Source organism: Vibrio sp. YT-19(2023), assembly GCF_033337395.1.
This window is the reverse complement of the sequence record NZ_JAWOQN010000004.1, coordinates 118721-136935: the sequence shown is the minus strand read 5'-3', so window position 1 is coordinate 136935 and position 18215 is coordinate 118721. Positions and strand designations below refer to the sequence as shown.

General features: G+C 44.5%; 19 protein-coding genes. 1 reads left to right on the top strand and 18 read right to left on the bottom strand.

Going from position 1 to position 18215, the window contains the following annotated elements; all coding sequences use genetic code 11:
- Positions 1–238: 238 nt before the first annotated feature.
- Complete coding sequence (locus R7E78_RS04790) at positions 239–2659, bottom strand: hybrid sensor histidine kinase/response regulator (protein WP_033905057.1); 2421 nt, start codon at positions 2657–2659, stop codon at positions 239–241.
- A gap of 51 nt (positions 2660–2710) precedes the next feature.
- Here R7E78_RS04790 and R7E78_RS04785 point away from each other — a divergent pair, with 51 nt between their 5' ends.
- On the top strand, positions 2711–3322 hold the full coding sequence (locus R7E78_RS04785; RefSeq protein WP_005378278.1) for a YecA family protein: 612 nt from the start codon (positions 2711–2713) through the stop codon (positions 3320–3322).
- 73 nt (positions 3323–3395) lie between these two features.
- Here R7E78_RS04785 and R7E78_RS04780 read toward each other — a convergent pair whose 3' ends face one another.
- The 17 genes from R7E78_RS04780 to ruvB all read right to left on the bottom strand — a co-directional run bounded on the left by R7E78_RS04780 (position 3396) and on the right by ruvB (position 18157).
- A complete protein-coding gene (locus R7E78_RS04780; protein WP_042522104.1) occupies positions 3396–4562 on the bottom strand; it encodes a glutathionylspermidine synthase family protein in 1167 nt (388 codons plus the stop codon).
- A gap of 8 nt (positions 4563–4570) precedes the next feature.
- Positions 4571–5140 carry a DUF1190 domain-containing protein gene (locus tag R7E78_RS04775; protein WP_025766906.1) on the bottom strand — a complete coding sequence of 190 codons (570 nt, stop codon included), beginning with the start codon at positions 5138–5140 and terminating at the stop codon, positions 4571–4573.
- Between the two features lie 8 nt (positions 5141–5148).
- Positions 5149–5565 carry a DUF350 domain-containing protein gene (locus tag R7E78_RS04770; protein WP_005378281.1) on the bottom strand — a complete coding sequence of 139 codons (417 nt, stop codon included), beginning with the start codon at positions 5563–5565 and terminating at the stop codon, positions 5149–5151.
- Positions 5565–6608, bottom strand: a complete 1044-nt coding sequence (locus tag R7E78_RS04765; protein WP_017635053.1) for a potassium channel protein — start codon at positions 6606–6608, stop codon at positions 5565–5567. Before R7E78_RS04765 ends, R7E78_RS04770 begins: the two co-directional genes overlap by 1 nt.
- A 118-nt stretch (positions 6609–6726) precedes the next feature.
- Positions 6727–7788 carry a quinolinate synthase NadA gene (gene nadA, locus R7E78_RS04760; RefSeq protein ID WP_017635054.1) on the bottom strand — a complete coding sequence of 354 codons (1062 nt, stop codon included), beginning with the start codon at positions 7786–7788 and terminating at the stop codon, positions 6727–6729.
- 251 nt (positions 7789–8039) lie between these two features.
- Positions 8040–8792, bottom strand: coding sequence for a tol-pal system protein YbgF (ybgF, locus tag R7E78_RS04755; RefSeq protein ID WP_005378285.1), 753 nt, complete (start codon positions 8790–8792; stop codon positions 8040–8042).
- 15 nt (positions 8793–8807) lie between these two features.
- Positions 8808–9332 (bottom strand): peptidoglycan-associated lipoprotein Pal, encoded by a 525-nt coding sequence (gene pal / locus R7E78_RS04750; RefSeq protein ID WP_005378293.1) that lies wholly within the window; start codon positions 9330–9332, stop codon positions 8808–8810.
- 30 nt (positions 9333–9362) lie between these two features.
- Complete coding sequence (tolB, locus tag R7E78_RS04745) at positions 9363–10715, bottom strand: Tol-Pal system beta propeller repeat protein TolB (RefSeq protein WP_005387925.1); 1353 nt, start codon at positions 10713–10715, stop codon at positions 9363–9365.
- Positions 10716–10727: 12 nt separating this feature from the next.
- Positions 10728–11795, bottom strand: a complete 1068-nt coding sequence (gene tolA / locus R7E78_RS04740; protein WP_042522108.1) for a cell envelope integrity protein TolA — start codon at positions 11793–11795, stop codon at positions 10728–10730.
- Positions 11796–11808: 13 nt separating this feature from the next.
- On the bottom strand, positions 11809–12252 hold the full coding sequence (locus R7E78_RS04735) for an ExbD/TolR family protein (RefSeq protein ID WP_005378298.1): 444 nt from the start codon (positions 12250–12252) through the stop codon (positions 11809–11811).
- A gap of 3 nt (positions 12253–12255) precedes the next feature.
- Positions 12256–12954 carry a protein TolQ gene (gene tolQ, locus R7E78_RS04730; RefSeq protein ID WP_005378301.1) on the bottom strand — a complete coding sequence of 233 codons (699 nt, stop codon included), beginning with the start codon at positions 12952–12954 and terminating at the stop codon, positions 12256–12258.
- The gene (gene ybgC, locus R7E78_RS04725) at positions 12944–13363 is read right to left on the bottom strand and encodes a tol-pal system-associated acyl-CoA thioesterase (RefSeq protein ID WP_017820044.1); all 420 of its coding nucleotides are present in this window, start codon (positions 13361–13363) and stop codon (positions 12944–12946) included. The genes tolQ and ybgC overlap by 11 nt, the downstream gene beginning before the upstream one ends.
- A gap of 172 nt (positions 13364–13535) precedes the next feature.
- On the bottom strand, positions 13536–13838 hold the full coding sequence (ybgE, locus tag R7E78_RS04720; RefSeq protein ID WP_025766908.1) for a cyd operon protein YbgE: 303 nt from the start codon (positions 13836–13838) through the stop codon (positions 13536–13538).
- Positions 13831–13938 carry a cytochrome bd-I oxidase subunit CydX gene (gene cydX, locus R7E78_RS04715; RefSeq protein ID WP_000270284.1) on the bottom strand — a complete coding sequence of 36 codons (108 nt, stop codon included), beginning with the start codon at positions 13936–13938 and terminating at the stop codon, positions 13831–13833. Before cydX ends, ybgE begins: the two co-directional genes overlap by 8 nt.
- A 12-nt stretch (positions 13939–13950) precedes the next feature.
- Positions 13951–15087: a cytochrome d ubiquinol oxidase subunit II gene (cydB, locus tag R7E78_RS04710; RefSeq protein WP_005387923.1), complete on the bottom strand. Its 1137-nt coding sequence runs from the start codon at positions 15085–15087 to the stop codon at positions 13951–13953.
- A 17-nt stretch (positions 15088–15104) separates the two neighbouring features.
- Complete coding sequence (gene cydA, locus R7E78_RS04705; RefSeq protein ID WP_005378311.1) at positions 15105–16691, bottom strand: cytochrome ubiquinol oxidase subunit I; 1587 nt, start codon at positions 16689–16691, stop codon at positions 15105–15107.
- Between the two features lie 461 nt (positions 16692–17152).
- The gene (ruvB, locus tag R7E78_RS04700; protein ID WP_005378312.1) at positions 17153–18157 is read right to left on the bottom strand and encodes a Holliday junction branch migration DNA helicase RuvB; all 1005 of its coding nucleotides are present in this window, start codon (positions 18155–18157) and stop codon (positions 17153–17155) included.
- Positions 18158–18215 lie beyond the last annotated feature (58 nt).

Sequence of the window (18215 nt, the reverse complement as noted above, 5' to 3'; positions counted from 1 at the left end):
ATTATTTTGGCGTAAAGTTAGAACAAAACTCGGACTGTAAACAGTCACTCCTATAGCTTATGCTACCAAGCTGCGAAAATTCAGAGTATTACCGATATAATCACAGTAGAAGGTCTTGCTGCTTTACTCGTAAAAGTAAAACTGCAAGCCTGTTCATTGCAGGTTAGAAGAGTTTGTCACGAAGCTGGATGACGTATGAATAGTAAGAACAATTCACAGTTGCGCCATATTGATTCAGTTATGGTGAGGCCAGCAAAATCGTTAATGTATCGATATCATCTTGGTCTGGGGATTGCTGACGCTTTAAGTTACTTCTTATCCGTTCAGCGACTGAAGAAACGTCGTCACTGAGTTCAAGGGGAGCCTCCGCAATGATCGCTGAAATAGCCTCAAGTGCTTCATTAAGATGTCCATTATCTAGAGCGACATAGAAGTTGAGTAACCACTTTTCAGCATTAAAGCTATCTGCTGCATTTCCATCAAAGTCCGATTGGTACTGATATAACTGTGTCGCATGAAGATACAGTGCATCATTTAATTCAGACTCCACTATTGGTTTCGCTATTATGTGATCTGCTCCTACATTAATCATACGCTCTTGTGTTTCTTTGAACACATCCGCTGTACAGCCAAAAATCAGTACCGACTTAGCAGGTGAACTCATTGCTCGAATGGCTGATATGGCCCCAACGCCATCTAGAACAGGCATATGATTATCCATCAGTATCAAATCAAATGGTTTGATCGCAACCTCATCGACTGCAAGCTGACCATTTTCGACACTTGTGCACTCAAAGCCCTTGGCTCGGAGGAAAGTTTCCATAATGATCGCATTTGTTCGGTTGTCTTCAACAATGAGTGCTTTCAACCCTTTACAGTTCAATTTATGTGTATTGATTGACTCTACTTTACCTGGCTTGCAAGGTGTAAGGGCAATTTCGACAGTAAAAGTCGTTCCAGCGTCCTCCTGACTCTCTACAACCACTTGCCCACCCATATGTTCCGCGATTTCTTTGACTATTGCTAAACCAAGCCCTGTACCACCAAACCGCCTAGTCGTTGATGACTCCGCTTGCTCAAAAGGACGAAAAATGCGTTTTTGTGCCTCTTTTGAAATACCAATTCCTGTATCTTTTACCTTTAGTATCAGCTTGGTGCCTGCCTTACTCGATTTCTCGGCTAGCTCTACCTCTACGATGCCACGATCGGTGAACTTAACAGCGTTATTGAGTAGATTGAACAGTACTTGACGCAAACGGGCTTTGTCATTGTTGTACCAACGACCCGTTGGTAAATGCGAGACTACTCTAAAGCGAAGACCTTTTTCTGCACATAGAGTTTGATAAACACTCTTGATACTGCCGATAATCGACTCAATTGGGAAAGGCTTATTTTCAAACTCAACATGCCCTTGTTCAATTTTTGAGTAATCTAAAATCTCATTGAGTAATGTCATCATGTGATCACCTGAATCATAAAGTGTTCTCAGGTGCTTACGCTGCTCATCGGTAAGTGGTGTTTTTAACAGTATCTGGGCAGTTCCTAGTACACCGTTCATTGGTGTGCGAATCTCGTGGGACAATGTGGCTAAGAATGCCGTTTTAGCGTTTGTCGAAGCCTGAGCTTTTATTCTCTCCTGCTCTAAATAGATCGTCTTTTCATTGAACTTCTCGATAAGCTGTCCGATTTCGTCATCGCTATCGTAGTCAATATCTATGATCCCACCAGTTTTCGAGTCATCAATCTTAGCGGCAATGCGAACAATTGGTTCAACAATATAGCGATTCAGTAAGTAGTAACCGACCAAGACACACAAGAGCAAAAATGGAATGATCCTCCCCTCAACGCTCATCACTTGTTCAAACACTTGATCGGCGACTTTAGCTTTTGCGTTGACAACTTCCATGCGCCAATCGAACTCTCCGAAATCAAGCTCGCTGACATAAATTTCGTCCGTCAGTTGAAAGTTGTGCTCAATAATCACGTTTGAGTCAGCATCGCGAACCACTACCCCCAAAGAATGCTGGTTCGTGTGCTCTCGAATAAACTGAAAAAGTGCATCAAGTGATAGGTCTACCGTTACAACTCCAGCGAATCGACCGTTTTGGTAGTACGGAGAAGACGCGGTAATCATCTGGACCTGAGTAAAGGTATCGATGTAAACCGTAGACCAACTAACAGAACCTACCGGAGCATCGGCGGCAGCGACATACCAGGGTTCATTATCATAACCGCCAGATTCGGGGTTATTGTAGGAGTGAATTTGGTCAATACCACTATCACTGTTTTTATTGAAGAATAGACTTTTATATCTCCATTGTTCTGCTTTGAGTTCGGGTTTAGGCCATACGCCACCACTAACAAGCATCTTGTCACTCAATTGAAGTATATGTGGAATTATTGTGTTGAGAGATTGAATATTTTCAGTCCCTTGGGCTAGCCCTACTAAGCTGCTCAATACACCTGTAGAACTGAGGAGGGGCTCTTTTATCTCAAGAGCCAGGAGTTGGGTACGTAACTCTAGGTTTTGCTCTAGCTTTTGTCTAACCGGTGGCTCAACAACCAAATAGGCGACAGAACCGATAGTGGCGATAAAGAAGCACAGGTAAAGTGTTAGGGCGAGAATGCTTTTTTTTCTAAGTGATGAGCGAATTTCCATAGATGTGTGAATCATTCCCTAATATCGATTTATCACTAATTGATTGGTAAGATGAGCGCAATCAACCAGCCCATTAACAAATGGTATTCTATTTTGAAACTACAAGACATCCTTTCTCTCCCAGAACTTGACGGTAAACTACTAAACCTAGCAAAAACTCAAGGCTTTGTAACAGCGATGGCTGCAGCGCCAAACGTATTAATGCCTCAAGAGTGGTTGCCATTCTTATGGGGTGGAGAAGAAACAGCGCCATTTACTGACGGTGAACAACTAGAGCAGTACATTGACGAGATTGTACAAATGTGGAACCAAACTCGTCCCGCTCTCCTAGAAGGCACTTGGCAGTGGCCTGCAGGGTGCGCGCTAGATGAGCAAGACATTGTAACAAGTCAGGCTCGCGATTTCTGTGAAGGTGTATTACAAGGCTGGCAACTTGCGCGTGATGACTGGGAAACGTTGATGCCTGAGGATAGCGAAGATAATGCCCTACTCGGTGGTGTTTTACTTTCTCTTACTATGCTTTACGACCCAGAAACAACCATTGAAACATTGGCCGAACAAGGTATGGAAGGCTTAGAGCAGTTTGAAGAGATCTTCAATGCAATGCCAGTGATGTTATGTGGTCTTACCCAGCGCGGTGTTGCATTAGCTGAAGAACAATAGACGCAACGCTGTCGACCATCAAGATTGAACGGCTGAATAGACAAAAAGCTCTCCAAATGGAGAGCTTTTTTGATCATGTTAAAATTACATGTGGAATATACCGCGCCATATCTTGAGTCACTAAGCTACTGTCTTCCCTAATCGAAATACCGGCAGCTCTATCATTGACCAACCAACTGCCAATTAACGTATGGTTGTGCCCAAACTTAGGTAGTGGATGGTATTGCTGGACGATATTGAATTTAGATTCATAAGGCCCTGACGTTTTAACAAAACGTTTTCCATCGATGACGATCTCGATGTTCGCGCCCTCTCGAGAAAATAGTGGCTTGATGACATAATCTCTCATAGTGTTCGCTTTTGAATCGTTAGCAAAATAAGCGGGCAAAAGGTTCGGGTGATTAGGAAAGCGCTCCCACAATAACGGTAAAAGTGCTTTATTGGATAGAATCGACTTCCACATCGGTTCTAACCAGTTTACGTTCGCAGTCGCTAAGTACTTCGCATATTCCTCTTCAAACATAAACTCCCAAGGGTAAAGCTTAAACATCCAACGAATCGCTCTGTCGTCAGCATCCACAAACAGACCATCTTCCGTCACTCCAATATCTTCGACATGCACGAATGCCGTTGCTAACCCTGCCTCTCGCGCGCAATCCTCTAAATACTGGACAGTCCCTTTATCTTCTTCAGTGTACTTGCAGCAGCTAAAGTGAAGTGTTTGTCCTGGTTGGTATTTTGCTATTTCGGCAAAGCGCTCGATCAAAAAGTCTTGAAGAATATTGAATTGATCCGCGCTCTGGTGAACTCGACCTTTATTTACAACATCTTCTAGCCACACCCACTGCCAAAAGCCAGTTTCAAACAAGCTGGTTGGCGTATCCGCATTGTTTTCCAGTAATTTTGCTGGCGAGGTCCCGTTGTACGCGAAATCCAGCCGCGAATAAAGCGAAGGTTCGCTTCGTCTCCATGAAGAAGCGACCTGCTCCCACATAGATTCAGGGATCGCACATTGCGTCAGCAACCGCTCACTCCGAACGACTTCATCCACAATAGCCAGGCACATCTGATGCAGCTCTTCAGTGGGCGCTTCTATATCGCGCTCAATTTGCTCCAGCGTGAATTGATAGTAAGCACTCTCATCCCAATACGGTTGGTCATACATGGTATGGAAACCAAAACCAAACTGGCGTGCTAATTCACGCCAGTTTTCGCGCTCTTGTATTTCTCGTCGAAACATAGTGCTTTTTAACCGCCTCGACTGACCGACACCGCTTTACCAAACCCGCCTCGAGACATCGCCCTGCCAATGGTGCCGCCACCACGTTTATTAAGGCTATTCGTCGCAACTTTGGTCGGCTGATTTCGGTAGGAGCCAAAGAATTGTCCTGCTCCATTATAGAATTTGGATTTATAACGGTACATCGGCTCTGAGTAATAGCTCTTGTTATAACCTTTCAACCCGCTTAATGAGCGACTGTAAAAAAAACCGCCAAAGTTAGGTACATAAGCTCGGGAACTGGAACTGTAGTAACAATCATCCTCGTAGAAATCATTCTCGCATTCGAACTCGCTGCGGTAGCGAGGGGCATTTTGTTCGGCACGAGCTAAAGCTTCTTGGTATGCAATGTCACACTGTTCACTAAACTCAGGCGAGTTAGATTTACACTCATCAGCATCAGAAAAAATGTACCCTTCTGTTTTTGACTCGTACGTAGCAAAGAAGAAAATACCACCAAAGGCAGCAAAGGGAAGAATTTTCCCAAGCTTTAAGCTTTTGTCCATGGAAGAACGTTTAACGTTAGAACTCCGCTTCATCGTTCCTCCTAGTAGGTCATGCACGCGGCATTCAATACGCCAACCGAAACAGAAACTGCTGCTAATACAATACCGGCTGGCAGTTCATCTTTTTCGATACGCTCTGCCACTTTCGGAAGTAAAATAAAGCGTACAATTGCAAATGCAATAATTTGAGCAAGCATTGCAACAACGCCCCATACCATAAAATCGACGATATTGACTGAGTTTTTTGCCGCCCCCGAAATCGCGAGACAGTAACCAAGGAAGGCCCCACTTAGCGCAATCGCTGCTGCTGTATTTTGTTTTTCTTTGATCAGATGCCACTCATCGTATGGCGTCAACTTGACGTAGATGAACTTAAACGCCAATACAAAAATAATAGAAACAGAGAAATAGAGTAAAAAGTTTGGGAAGCCTGCTAACAGGCCAGCAATCATGTGCATTATTGTTCCTTGTTCATTTCTTTCCAGGCAAAATCTTCAATACGTTCATCTGCAATGTAAAACAGCTTGGTACTCGCGGGTACTTCAGCATCTAAATCTGGGTTGAGTTGAATACCATCGCCAATATCAAAAGCAATCAGCGTGGCATGATGGCGTCTTTTGAGAAAAACGAAGAGATTCTCAATAGTGGTGGCAGACTGACCCTCGGGATAAATAACTGAGTATTGCGTCATACCTCGTGTTGAAGCCAAAAGCTCCTGATGAAGCGCACTTGAGCCCGGGTCAACCGCCGCTTTTGCCAACATTTCTGCGCCAACAGCAGGTATGCATTCCGCTTTCGGGCAATGCTGACTTAGAAGTCGGCCTAGCGCTTCATCTTTAAAGTAAGCGACCAAATGAGCGGAAGGGTTTACAGATGCGCAGTATAGAGCGGCTGACAAGGTAATGTCGTCCGAGAGATTATCCACAATAATGCAAGCGGCTTCGGCAATATTGGCGTTTTTCATTTCTTGCGAATCGGTATAACTGGTCACTTTGATAAAACTGATTTCGCCAGGTAACGGGTTCTCTATTTCTGAACGGCTGCATAAAACAATCGGACGCTTTCCCTCTTCTTCATGTTGTAACATGCGAATAAGGTGCATCGTTCTCGATCCATTCCAGCCCAACAATACAATATGGTTTTCCACTCTTACTCTCCGTTTTCCTAAAATACCCGCTCGCCAATAGTCCATCGCTGCTCCAGCGACACGCCCCAATAATGCGGCGAATAAGCTCAAACCGCCGGGGATTACAAATAGCACGACAACCCATTTACCCAAATCTGTTACTGGAGAATGGTCGCCATAACCCACCGTACTCGCCGTAACCATGAGGTAATAGATAAAGTTAGCGAAACTGTCTGTTAATGCGGTTTCACCAGCGAGAACCAGCAGCCACCATGAAAGGCTCACATATAAGCCACTAAAGATGAGAAGGCTTCGGTTGCTCAATTTAAAAAGGTGTGAACTAAGCCACTTTTTAACTACTAACCACACCGCCATAAATTTATGACCTCGATATTCATTGATTGCATCAATAGTAACTCATTGATAGTAAGGCACAAAAAAACCAGCCATATTCGGCTGGTTTTTGAGATTTACTTTCAGTTACGCCTACTTTTTAAGCATTACCTTTCACTTGCATATTTAGCTGCTCAGCAAAATCTAGCATGCGGTTAAGTGGTATAAGGGATTTAACACGCAGTTCTTCGTCAACAAAAATCTCGTGCTCTTTACCACCTTCACTAAGCGCTTTCTCAATTGCTTTCAAACCGTTCATTGCCATCCAAGGACAGTGTGCACAGCTGCGGCATGTTGCGCCTGCACCTGCGGTTGGTGCTTCGATAAGTTCTTTTTCTGGCACTAGTTGCTGCATTTTAAAGAAAATACCTTTGTCTGTCGCAACGATCATTTGTTTGTGAGGAAGCTCTTTCGCTGCTTTGATCAGCTGACTCGTTGATCCAACGGCATCGGCAAGTTCTACGACGCTTGCTGGTGACTCAGGGTGAACCAAAATAGCCGCATCTGGATACACGCTCTTCATTTTTCGTAACGCATCAGCAGAGAACTCATCATGAACCACACACTCACCCTGCCAAAGCAGCATATCTGCGCCAGTTTTGTTAGCGATGTACGATCCTAGGTGACGGTCTGGTCCCCAAATAATTGGCTTATCTTCAGCGTCTAAGTGTTCCACGATTTCAAGCGCAATACTCGATGTAACGACCCAGTCGGCACGGGCTTTAACCGCTGCTGAGGTGTTTGCGTAAACTACAACCGTATGATCAGGGTGAGCATCACAAAACTCGCTGAACTTATCCGCAGGACAGCCAAGGTCGAGCGAACATTCCGCTTCCAACGTTGGCATTAGAATGCGCTTTTCTGGTGTCAGAATTTTGGCCGACTCGCCCATAAAGCGAACACCACCAATAATCAATGTACTTGCAGGGTGACGATTACCAAACTTCGCCATTTCCAACGAGTCACCAACAAACCCGCCAGTGTCTTCAGCTAGGGCTTGAATCTCAGGGTCGGTATAATAGTGCGCGATAAGTACCGCATCTTTTTCTTTGAGTAACTTTTTAATACGCTCAATGTAAGATGCTTTTTCTTCTTCGCTTAATGGAACTGGTTTCGGTGGGAATGGGTAAACAGTGTCGATTTTATCTAATATATGGCTCATTGCTCTTGCTCTACGCAACTTCCTTTAATCCGAGTATTGTAACCTCGTTAATTTTCAAAAACCAACTTGTCGCGGGGATTTCTAGCGGTCTAGCCGTATATCTTTGTTACAGGTAGCATTTCCGAGTAGCGAAATTCGGTGCAACACAAGGTCAGAGGCTCTGCATCATTGCTATCGACTTAGCCGTTCTACACCAACAGAAAATGGAAAAGAAAAAGGAAGCCGAAGCTTCCTTTTCAAAACATAACGTCTTACAGCTTAGAGCTGGCAAGTTTTGCAGATGCACTACCTGGGTATTCATCAACCACTTGTTGGTAGTACTTTTTCGCTTGAGCTGCATTGTTATTACGCTCAGCGATTTCGCCTAACTTAAGCAACGCATCGGCTCGCTTATTGGAGTCTTTGTAAGACACCACAGCGGCAAAACTTTTCACTGCATCCTCATCCTGCTTTTTAGCGAAGTACAACTGACCTAGCCAGTAGTGAGAATTCGCTGAATATGTAGAATCAGGATAATCTTTCTGAAACTGCTGGAACGCTGCAATTGCGCCAGTGTAATCACGCTTTTTGAGAATGAGGTCAACTGCATTCTGATATGCCGTTTGCTCATCAACATTTGGAGTGTACTGGCCACCTGTTTTCACAGGTTGTGCTTCTTGTGCAGGTGTGGATTTTATCTCTCCACGAACACGATCCAGCTCGACAAACAACTCACGTTGACGTTGCAACATTTGTTTCATTTCGTAGCTATTTCGCTCTAATTGACCACGCAATTCACTGATCTCTTGTGACATTTGGTCAATTTGCTGTTGCATTTGGAGCTGAACGCGATTGCGGTTTTGGAGCAAACGTTCTAGACGCTCTACTTCCGTTTCAGATGAACGGCTCTTAGAGACGGATGATGTGCTGTTGAGATCGGATACTGGAGCTGGTGCAGCGAACGCAAAGTTCGCTGCACTTGCCAGTAACGTAAGCGCAACAGCGCGCTTAGTGTTACTGAACATGAGGATTACCTCGAATTAGTATACTAGAACCGCGCGACGGTTCTTAGCGTAAACTTCATCTGATTGACCTAGAAGAAGTGGCTTCTCTTCACCGTAGCTAACGATTGAGATTTGGTCAGCTTGAACACCTAGTGCTTGTAGGTAGTTCGCTACTGCTTGTGCACGACGCTCACCTAGAGCAATGTTGTACTCAGGTGTACCGCGCTCATCAGCGTGACCTTCGATAGTTACGTTAAGTGCTGGGTTCTTGCTTAGGTAAGAAGCGTGAGCCGCTAGCATCTCTTCGTAATCTGCTGCAATTGTTGAGTTGTCAAAAGCAAAGTAGATTGTTTGAGTTTCACGTAGCGCTTGCTCTTTTAGCTCTTGCTCTGTCAACTGACCGCTTTGATCAATTGGCGTAGCTACTGTTGTTTCCACTGCGCCATTGTTGTTTGTTGCTGCACCAGTGTTAGAAGCAGCGTCGTCGCTTGAACTACACGCTGTAACAGCCATTACAGGAAGCGCGATTAGTAGCCCTTTTAGAACCTTGTTCAGTTGCATCTTATTTTCCTTTATTAATCAAACTTATTACTACAAAAACGGTGACCATGCAGGCGCTCGAACACGCCCATTTGTTGCCGGTAATCTAGCTTTGAATCGACCATCAATTGACACCATCGATAGTACGTTTTTCTTGTTGTAAATCGAGCTATACACAACCATGCCACCGTTTGGGGCAATACTAGGAGACTCATCAAGCAAGGTCTTAGTTAAGACTTGAAGAGCACCAGTTTCCAAATCTTGTTTCGCCAAATTAAATCCTGCGTTGCTGCGGTTCACCATAACTAGGAATCGCCCATCAGGAGTAATCTGACCACCCAAATTTTGGCTGCCTTGCCAAGTCAAACGGTCAATAGAACCGCTGCCCAAATTTACTTGATAAATCTGTGGTTTACCACCCCTATCCGATGTGAAAATCAACGATTTTCCATCCGGATGCCAGAACGGTTCCGTATTATTTGATCTGCCACGCGTAATTTGCGTCAGTTTACGAGTGTTAAGGTCAAACGTATAAACATGAAGCGAGCCTGTTTTAGAAAGAACAATCGCTAACTTATTGCCATCAGGCGAAAATCTTGGTGCACCATTGTGACGTGGGTATGAAGTAATTTTCTCACGTTCACCGGTGTAGATGTTCATTATGAAGATTTCTGCTTGGCCATTTTGGAAGCTAACATACGCAAGCTTTTTACCATCTGGTGACCACGCTGGTGACATTAATGGTTGCTTAGAGCGTAAAACCAGACGCTCATTGTAGCCATCGTAATCAGCGACTCGAAGTTGGTAAGGGAAACGGTCTTTATCGTTCACTACCACATATGCGATACGAGTCATGAAAGCGCCACGGTCGCCAGTCAACTGCTCATACACCAAATCAGAGATACGGTGAGCGTACTCACGCATACGAGGCCCTTGAACAGTGGCTACTTTATTGAACAGCACATGATCTTTTGACAGAACCAATTCACCGTCACTACCAAGCGCCTTACTCTTCCCACCTGTTAACTGACCACGCACAATATCAACAAGTTGATAGTTGATAACGTAGTCACCTTGGTCGTTTTGCTTGATTGAACCAGTCAATAGCGCATCCACACCTAAATTGGTCCAAGCATCAAAATTAACTTCTGATTCACTGAACGGTGTTTGTGGCATCTTGCTCGTTGGAACTGGGCTGAATTTACCACTACGTTGTAAATCCGAGGCGATAACAGCAGAAACATCCGTTGGAAGCGCTTGTGTGCCCTCCCACTTAAACGGAACAACAGCAATTGGTCGTGCTGAATCAATACCATCGGTAATGACCAACTCTAATGCGGCATTCGCCACATTTGTCATACTGCTAAACAGTACAAACATTCCTAGTAAAAGGCGTCTAATCACGTCTTATTCCTTTTAGTCCAAAGCAACAGTTATGTTGATGTCTTTTAGTCTTTCATTGACCGCTGATTCTGAAGATTTAGGGAACGTCCCTACCTGAGCTATTGCTCGCTTCGCCGCAGCACATACTCGAGTATCGCCACTCAAAACGGTAACACCAGAGACCATCATATCAGTTCCTGTCGGAATCAATTTGATGTTTACCCTACACTCCTTTCCCAGCAAGTAGTCATCCTTAATCAGCTTTTGCTGAATATTTTGAGTATAGATGGATGACATACGAGAAAGTTCGTCGTCAATAAATTGATTGCGCGCAGCACTGTTTTTACTGACCTCATCCTCGAGACCCGCAAAAATATCATCTAACGCGGCTTCTTGAGCTTTACGCTCACGCTCGGCACGCTCAGCTGCTTCTCTCGCTTTACGCTCTCGCTCCGCTGCCTCTTTTGCCGCTTTCTCTTTTGCAATGCGCTCTTGTTCAGCTTTTTCAGCAGCTTCACGCTCACGACGTGCTTTTTCTTCCGCTTCTTTTGCTGCTTTTTCACGAGCCAAACGTTCTTGCTCAGCTTTTGCTATAGCCGCTTCTTTTGCTAAACGCTCCTGCTCAGCTTTACGCACGGCTTCTTCTTTTTCCTTGCGCTCTTTTTCTAGCTTAGCAGCTCGCTCTTTTTCTTTGCGAACACGTTCTTCTTCCTGCTTGCGCTCTTGCTCTTTTTTCTTACGTGCAGCTTCTGCTTCTCGCGCCGCTTGAGCATCTTTCGCTTGCTGCTCTTTCAACTTGCGAATTTGCTCTTCTTCAGCTTTGCGGTTTTTTTCTAGCTGCTCTGCTTCGCGTCTCAGTTTATCAAGACGCTCTTGTTCTTTTTTCGCTGCCTTTTCGCGTTGCTGGCGAATTTCTTTCGCTTGTTGCTGCACAAGTTTTGGATCGATGACAACAGCTTGAACCATTTGCCCTGTAGGCTCTGGTTTAGACATGTTGAAGTCCGTCCCCCAAAGCAGGGCTGCAACTAGAATTGCATGCAAACCAACCGATATTGCTATCGGTTTGGCGTATTGGTTGGGTTTCTTCTTGTGATCTTTCATAGATAATTGATGTCTATTCCCTGATATCGGTCATTAGACCTACCTTAGGGATACCAGCTCGACTTAGTTCATCTAGCAATAGAACAACATCGGCATATGGTGTTGCCGCGTCGCCACCTACCGCAACTGGTGAATCCGGCTTAACCTCTCGCTCCGCTTTCACTCGCACAATAACATCTTGCAACGACAAACCTCGCTGAACTTCTTCATCATTTACGCTTAGGCCTAAATTACCCTCGCTATCAATTTCGATGATAATAAAGCTACTGTCAGTCTCGCCAGCAAGGTCTTGCATAGATTCTGCGGTCGATGTTTTCGGAAGATCAACGTCGACGCCTTGAGTCACAAATGGAGCGGTCGCCATAAAAATGATCAACAGTACGAGCATTACGTCGATATACGGAACAACGTTGATCTCCGCTGTCATTTTTCGCTTTTTAGGTTGATAACCCGCCATGCTTTATTCCTTATCCGCGCTGTCTCGGCCAGCCATCGCTTGACGATGAAGGATGCTGTGGAATTCTTCAGAAAATGTTGCGTAAGTGTGCTCTAGTTTACTCACTTTATTGCTTAGGCGGTTGTACGCCATTACTGCCGGAATAGCCGCAAATAGACCCATCGCTGTCGCGATAAGTGCCTCGGCGATACCCGGTGCAACCATAGACAGCGTAGCTTGCTTTACTTCACCCAGCGCAATAAAGGCGTGCATGATGCCCCAAACGGTACCAAATAGGCCGATATAAGGGCTTATAGAGCCGACTGTTGCCAAAAACGGTAAGCTTGTTTCTAGCTCATCTACTTCACGAGAAACAGCAACGCGCATTGCGCGACCAGTGCCTTCCATGATGTAAGCTGGTGAATTTGCGTTGCTCTTACGTAGGCGAGCAAACTCTGTAAAACCTGCGTAGAAGATTTCTTCTGTGCCTTCAATTTCGTCTTTACGCGCTTTTACTTTTTGGTAAAGCTGAGAAAGATCAGTACCCGACCAAAATTTGTCTTCAAACTGCTCTGCATTTTTTGATGCTTGAGAAAGCACTTTGCTGCGCTTGATGATCATTGCCCATGACACAATTGACATGCCAAGCAACGTCAGCATCACAAGCTTTACCAACAGACTGGCCTGAAGAAAGAGATCTAAAATGGAAATATCAGCAGTCACTATTTGTTAGCTCCGAATTTATAAAGGTTGGAATAGCTATTGGTTTCATTTTCTTATTATCGATACATGCTACCTTAACCGAGGCCTTGCACAATATCTTGCCTTGATCATTGACCAACTCTTGACAGAATTGCAGAGAAGCACGTTTTATTTCTGACACTCGGGTTACGACTGTCAGATGCTCGTCCAGCCTAGCCCCTTGGTTGAAATCGATATCCATGTGTCGGACAACAAAGCCGATATTTTGTTCCAGTAACACATGTTGAGAAATGCCTTTAGCACGTAACATCTCTGTCCGTGCGCGCTCAAAGAATTTTAGATAATTAGAATGATATACAACACCGCCCGCATCAGTGTCTTCATAGTACACGGTGATCGGCCAGTGAAAGAGATTTGATGTGCCTTGCAAGGGAGTACCAATATATTCAATTCTTTAAAGTAATTACTATAACTGAAGCGACAGCAATTGGTACCGAGCTAAGGAAATATTTTTGAAATTTGTAGAAAAAATAAAAGCTAGGCGAGATACCTAGCTTTTATTCGATGATTTAGTAACCGACTTTATTACAGCATATTTCAGCCTAAATGAAATAAAGTGCCGTTAGATAAATTAAGATAGCTAACGAGAAATAAGGACTAAACAAAACTTGCCAGTACCAGTTTCTTGGCTTGAAGCCCACCCCATACACCATGCTTGAACATACAGACCAAATCAGTGCTGGTGCGGTGATTGAGTTAAAACCACCAATTGCTTGATGGTAAGCTTCAGGGTCCCACATCACCAATCCTACGTGCATAAAGCCAAGGATGAGAGATAAGACTCGTAGCAGAGTCTTATCCATTGGTGCGTGAAGTTTCGCTACCTTATCAGCGAGGTTACTCACTGTCTTTATCCATCATTTCTGAGTGCTCTAGCCAAAGAGCGTTGATGATACCGAATGCACAAGCAAGTAGTACACCTAGAATCCATGCGAAATACCACATAGTAAATGCTCCTTAGTAAAGTGAGTTTTTGTTGTCTTCAATGTACTGGTCATCAAGGCGACCAAACATCTTGTAGTAAGTCCAAGATGTGTAGCCAAGGATGATTGGCACCATAACAAACGCAACGCCTGTCATTAGGTTCAGAGTCAGCTCAGATGACGTTGCATCCCACATTGTTAAGCTGTGGCTTGGCATTAAGTCTGAAGGCATGATGAATGGGAACATCGCAAAACCTGCAGTAAAGATAACACCAGCAACACCCAAGCTTGAAGTAATGAACGAAATCGCACATTTTTCAAGACGAGATGCCAATACAGCGAGAAGCGGCATTGCAACACCTAGTACAGGAGCAGCCCATAGTAATGGGTAGTTTTCAAAATTCTTCATCCACGCACCAGCTTCACGGATAACCTCTTTGTTTAGAGGGTTAGAAGCTGCGTTAGTGTCGATACCGCCAACAATGACGTAGCCATCGATATTTTGGATCCAGAAACCAGCCGCTACAAACGCAGCAACCGTCAGTAAACCAGCCAACTGAGCAACGTTGCGCGCACGCACATGCACTTCGCCTGTTGTTTTCATTTGTAGCCAAGTAGAACCTTGCATCAAAATCATGAACAAGCTTACTAGACCACACAACAGTGCAAATGGGTTTAGTAGACCAAAGAATGAGCCATGGTATGTTGGCATCAAGAACTCACTCAATTGGAATGGTACACCTTGTAGAAGGTTGCCAAACGCTACACCAAAGATGATTGGCGGAACAAAACCACTGATTGAGATACAGATATCCCAGCTATTGCGCCATTTTGGATCTTCGATTTTAGAGCGGTAGTCTAGGCCAAGAGGACGAAGCCATAGCGCTGCTAGTGTCAAAATCATCGCTAAGTAGAAGCCTGAAAATGACGTTGCGTAAACCAAAGGCCAAGCTGCGAACAGTGCACCACCAGCAGTGATAAGCCAAACTTGGTTACCATCCCAGTGAGGAGCAATTGAGTTAATCATGACACGGCGTTGCGTGTCGTTTTTACCGATGATAGGTACAAGCGCGCCTACACCCATATCGAAGCCGTCTGTTACTGCAAAACCAACTAGTAGAACACCGATTAGTACCCACCAGATGAGTCGCAAGATTTCGTAATCAAACATCTTGTTATCTCCTTACCTTACGCTTCTACTTGGCGACTAACTTTGTCTTCAACAGAGTCAGCATTTTGCTCGAAGTGGTAGCGACCCGTTTTCAGGCTACTTGGGCCTTTACGAGCGAATTTCAACATTAGGTAAACTTCTGCAATCAGGAATACCGTGTATAGCGCCAGAATTGCGAAGAGTGAAGTCCAGATTTCACCTGCAGTTAGCGCAGAAGCTGCAACATGCACTGGTAGAATTTCACCTACAGCCCAAGGCTGACGGCCGTACTCAGCGACGAACCAACCCGCTTCAATTGCAATCCAAGGTAGTGGAATGCTAAATAGTGCAGCTTTTAGAATCCATTGTTTCTGTTCAATCTTCTGACGACACGTTTGGATAAACGCCGCACCAAAGACAAACAACATGATGAAGCCACAAGCAACCATGATACGGAATGACCAGAATAGCGGCCATACTGTTGGGATTGAGTCGTCCGCAGCAGCTTGGATTTGCTCTTCTGTTGCATCAACAACATTGTCTGTGTAGCGCTTTAGAAGTAGACCGTAACCTAGGTCACCTTTCACTTCATCAAACGCAGTCATGTTTTCTTCTGACTTATCGCCCGCACGAAGCTTCTCTAGAAGTTCATAAGCGTACATGCCGTCACGAATACGATCGACGTGTTCATCACGTAAATCACGAAGACCTGTTACTTGCTCATCAAAAGAGCGTGTCGCGATAATACCCATTACGTAAGGGATCTTAATTGCGTAATCGGTATGCATCGTTTCCTGGTTAGGAACACCAAATAACGTAAATGCGGCAGGTGCAGGTTCAGTGTGCCACTCTGCTTCAATTGCAGCGAGTTTCACTTTTTGAACTTCACCAAGCTCATAGCCAGATTCGTCACCAAGAACGATGGTAGATAAGATAGCTGCAATACCGAAAGAAGCAGCAATAGCAAACGAACGACGAGCAAACGCAATGTCACGACCTTTTAATAGGTAGTATGAACTGATGCCTAGAATAAACATTGCGCCACAAGTGTAACCAGAAGCAACCGTATGCACGAACTTAACCTGAGCAACTGGGTTTAGTACAACCTCAGAGAAGCTCACCATTTCCATTCGCATGGTTTCGAAGTTGAAATCTGCGCCTACTGGGTTTTGCATCCAGCCGTTTGCGATAAGAATCCAAAGAGCAGAGAAGTTAGAGCCTAGTGCCACAAGCCAGGTAACCGCTAAGTGTTGGCGTTTAGATAGACGATCCCACCCGAAGAAGAATAGACCAACAAAAGTTGACTCCAGGAAGAATGCGACAAGTGCTTCGATCGCTAGCGGTGCACCGAAGATATCACCTACATAGTGGGAGTAATAAGACCAGTTCGTACCAAACTGGAACTCCATGGTAAGGCCTGTCGCCACACCAAGTGCAAAGTTAATACCGAATAGCTTACCCCAGAACTTGGTCATGTCCTTATAGATTTGCTTGTTCGTCATTACGTACATCGATTCCATAATGGCCAGAAGGAAGGCCATACCAAGGGTCAATGGTACGAATAGGAAGTGATACATCGCTGTCAGTGCAAACTGCAACCGCGATAGATCAACTACGTCAATCATGGTAACTCCTATGTGTCGGCTGAATGACACTCTCTACATATTGCAATCCATATTCAGGTGTTATTTACACTTGAAAAATGTTGAATTATCACAACTCATTGTTGCAAAAATGTGCTTCATTGGTTAGTTAATTGTTAAGCATCAGCTAATATAGCTGGGGCTAATATTACTTGTAAAAACAGATTGTTTCAAAAGGTTTATAGCCGTAACGCGCTTTGATATACATCAATGTTTATGCGCGGAATTTGCACAAAAATCCATCACATTGATCTAGATCAACCAGTATTGGATACGGATGTTAAGAGAGAGTAATCAGGAGAGAAATTAACCAGTTGCAAGCAAACATCGAGTTAACAATCAATGCTTTTTACTTACTAAACCAGTATGAGAAAAAATTCAAAAAATGTGAGTTTGGTCAACTTTAATGAAGCGCTGGGCAACAAAGGCCCAGCGAGGGAATCTTATTTTTCAATTCCGAAATGCAAATACGCACGATCTGTCGCGATTCTTCCACGCGGAGTGCGTTGTAAATAACCTTGCTGAATAAGATAAGGCTCAAGAACGTCTTCAATAGTGTCCTTTTCTTCACCTATCGCCGCTGCCATGTTGTCGAGCCCGACCGGACCACCACCAAATTTTTCCATAATCGCGAGTAGTAGCTTACGGTCCATGTAATCGAAGCCTTCGGCGTCCACATCAAGCATATTCAACGCCTTATCAGCAACATCGGCACAAATGTGACCATTGCCTTTTACTTCCGCATAATCACGAACACGGCGTAGCAAACGGTTAGCAATACGTGGTGTGCCACGCGCACGTCTTGCCACTTCCAATGCACCTTCAGGTTCCATTGATAAACCTAAACAATCCGCGCTTCGCTGCACGATATCTTGGAGGTCTTTTATCTTATAAAACTCAAGGCGCTGAGTAATACCAAAGCGGTCGCGCAATGGTGACGTTAAAGAGCCCGCTCGGGTCGTCGCACCAATTAACGTAAATGGTGGTAAATCGATCTTAATAGAACGAGCGGCCGGACCTTCACCGATCATAATATCCAGTTGATAATCTTCCATCGCCGGATATAGCACCTCTTCAACCATCGGACTCAAGCGGTGAATCTCATCGATGAACAACACATCGTTTTCTTCAAGGTTGGTTAACAGCGCGGCCAAATCGCCTGCTTTCTCAAGTACAGGGCCTGAAGTAGTGCGAATGTTCACTTCCATTTCATTGGCAACGATATTCGCAAGTGTGGTTTTACCCAAACCTGGAGGACCAAAAATCAAAAGGTGATCAAGTGCTTCGCTACGTAACTGAGCAGCTTTAATGAAGATCTCCATTTGGTCACGGACATGGTCCTGACCTTGGTAATCCGCTAATTTTTTTGGCCGAATAGCACGATCAATGACATCTTCATCACGAAAGGCAGGGTTTTCTGGCGCGATTAAACGATCGGCTTCAATCATCTTTTTACCTTGAAAAATGGTTACCTGAGAGAATAATGCCGCTCGTTTAACAGCAAGT

Bases quoted from the DNA above. Each gene is read 5' to 3' on its own strand.
- R7E78_RS04780 (WP_042522104.1), bottom strand. From the start codon at position 4,562: ATGTTTCGACGAGAAATACAAGAGCGCGAAAACTGGCGTGAATTAGCA.
- pal (WP_005378293.1), bottom strand. From the start codon at position 9,332: ATGCAACTGAACAAGGTTCTAAAAGGGCTACTAATCGCGCTTCCTGTA.
- R7E78_RS04735 (WP_005378298.1), bottom strand. From the start codon at position 12,252: ATGGCGGGTTATCAACCTAAAAAGCGAAAAATGACAGCGGAGATCAAC.
- tolA (WP_042522108.1), bottom strand. From the start codon at position 11,795: ATGAAAGATCACAAGAAGAAACCCAACCAATACGCCAAACCGATAGCA.
- R7E78_RS04765 (WP_017635053.1), bottom strand. From the start codon at position 6,608: ATGGCGGTGTGGTTAGTAGTTAAAAAGTGGCTTAGTTCACACCTTTTT.
- cydX (WP_000270284.1), bottom strand. From the start codon at position 13,938: ATGTGGTATTTCGCATGGATTCTAGGTGTACTACTTGCTTGTGCATTC.
- nadA (WP_017635054.1), bottom strand. From the start codon at position 7,788: ATGAGCCATATATTAGATAAAATCGACACTGTTTACCCATTCCCACCG.
- R7E78_RS04770 (WP_005378281.1), bottom strand. From the start codon at position 5,565: ATGCACATGATTGCTGGCCTGTTAGCAGGCTTCCCAAACTTTTTACTC.
- cydB (WP_005387923.1), bottom strand. From the start codon at position 15,087: ATGTTTGATTACGAAATCTTGCGACTCATCTGGTGGGTACTAATCGGT.
- R7E78_RS04775 (WP_025766906.1), bottom strand. From the start codon at position 5,140: ATGAAGCGGAGTTCTAACGTTAAACGTTCTTCCATGGACAAAAGCTTA.
- ruvB (WP_005378312.1), bottom strand. From the start codon at position 18,157: ATGATTGAAGCCGATCGTTTAATCGCGCCAGAAAACCCTGCCTTTCGT.
- R7E78_RS04785 (WP_005378278.1), top strand. From the start codon at position 2,711: ATGAGCGCAATCAACCAGCCCATTAACAAATGGTATTCTATTTTGAAA.
- R7E78_RS04790 (WP_033905057.1), bottom strand. From the start codon at position 2,659: ATGGAAATTCGCTCATCACTTAGAAAAAAAAGCATTCTCGCCCTAACA.
- ybgF (WP_005378285.1), bottom strand. From the start codon at position 8,792: ATGTTCAGTAACACTAAGCGCGCTGTTGCGCTTACGTTACTGGCAAGT.
- cydA (WP_005378311.1), bottom strand. From the start codon at position 16,691: ATGATTGACGTAGTTGATCTATCGCGGTTGCAGTTTGCACTGACAGCG.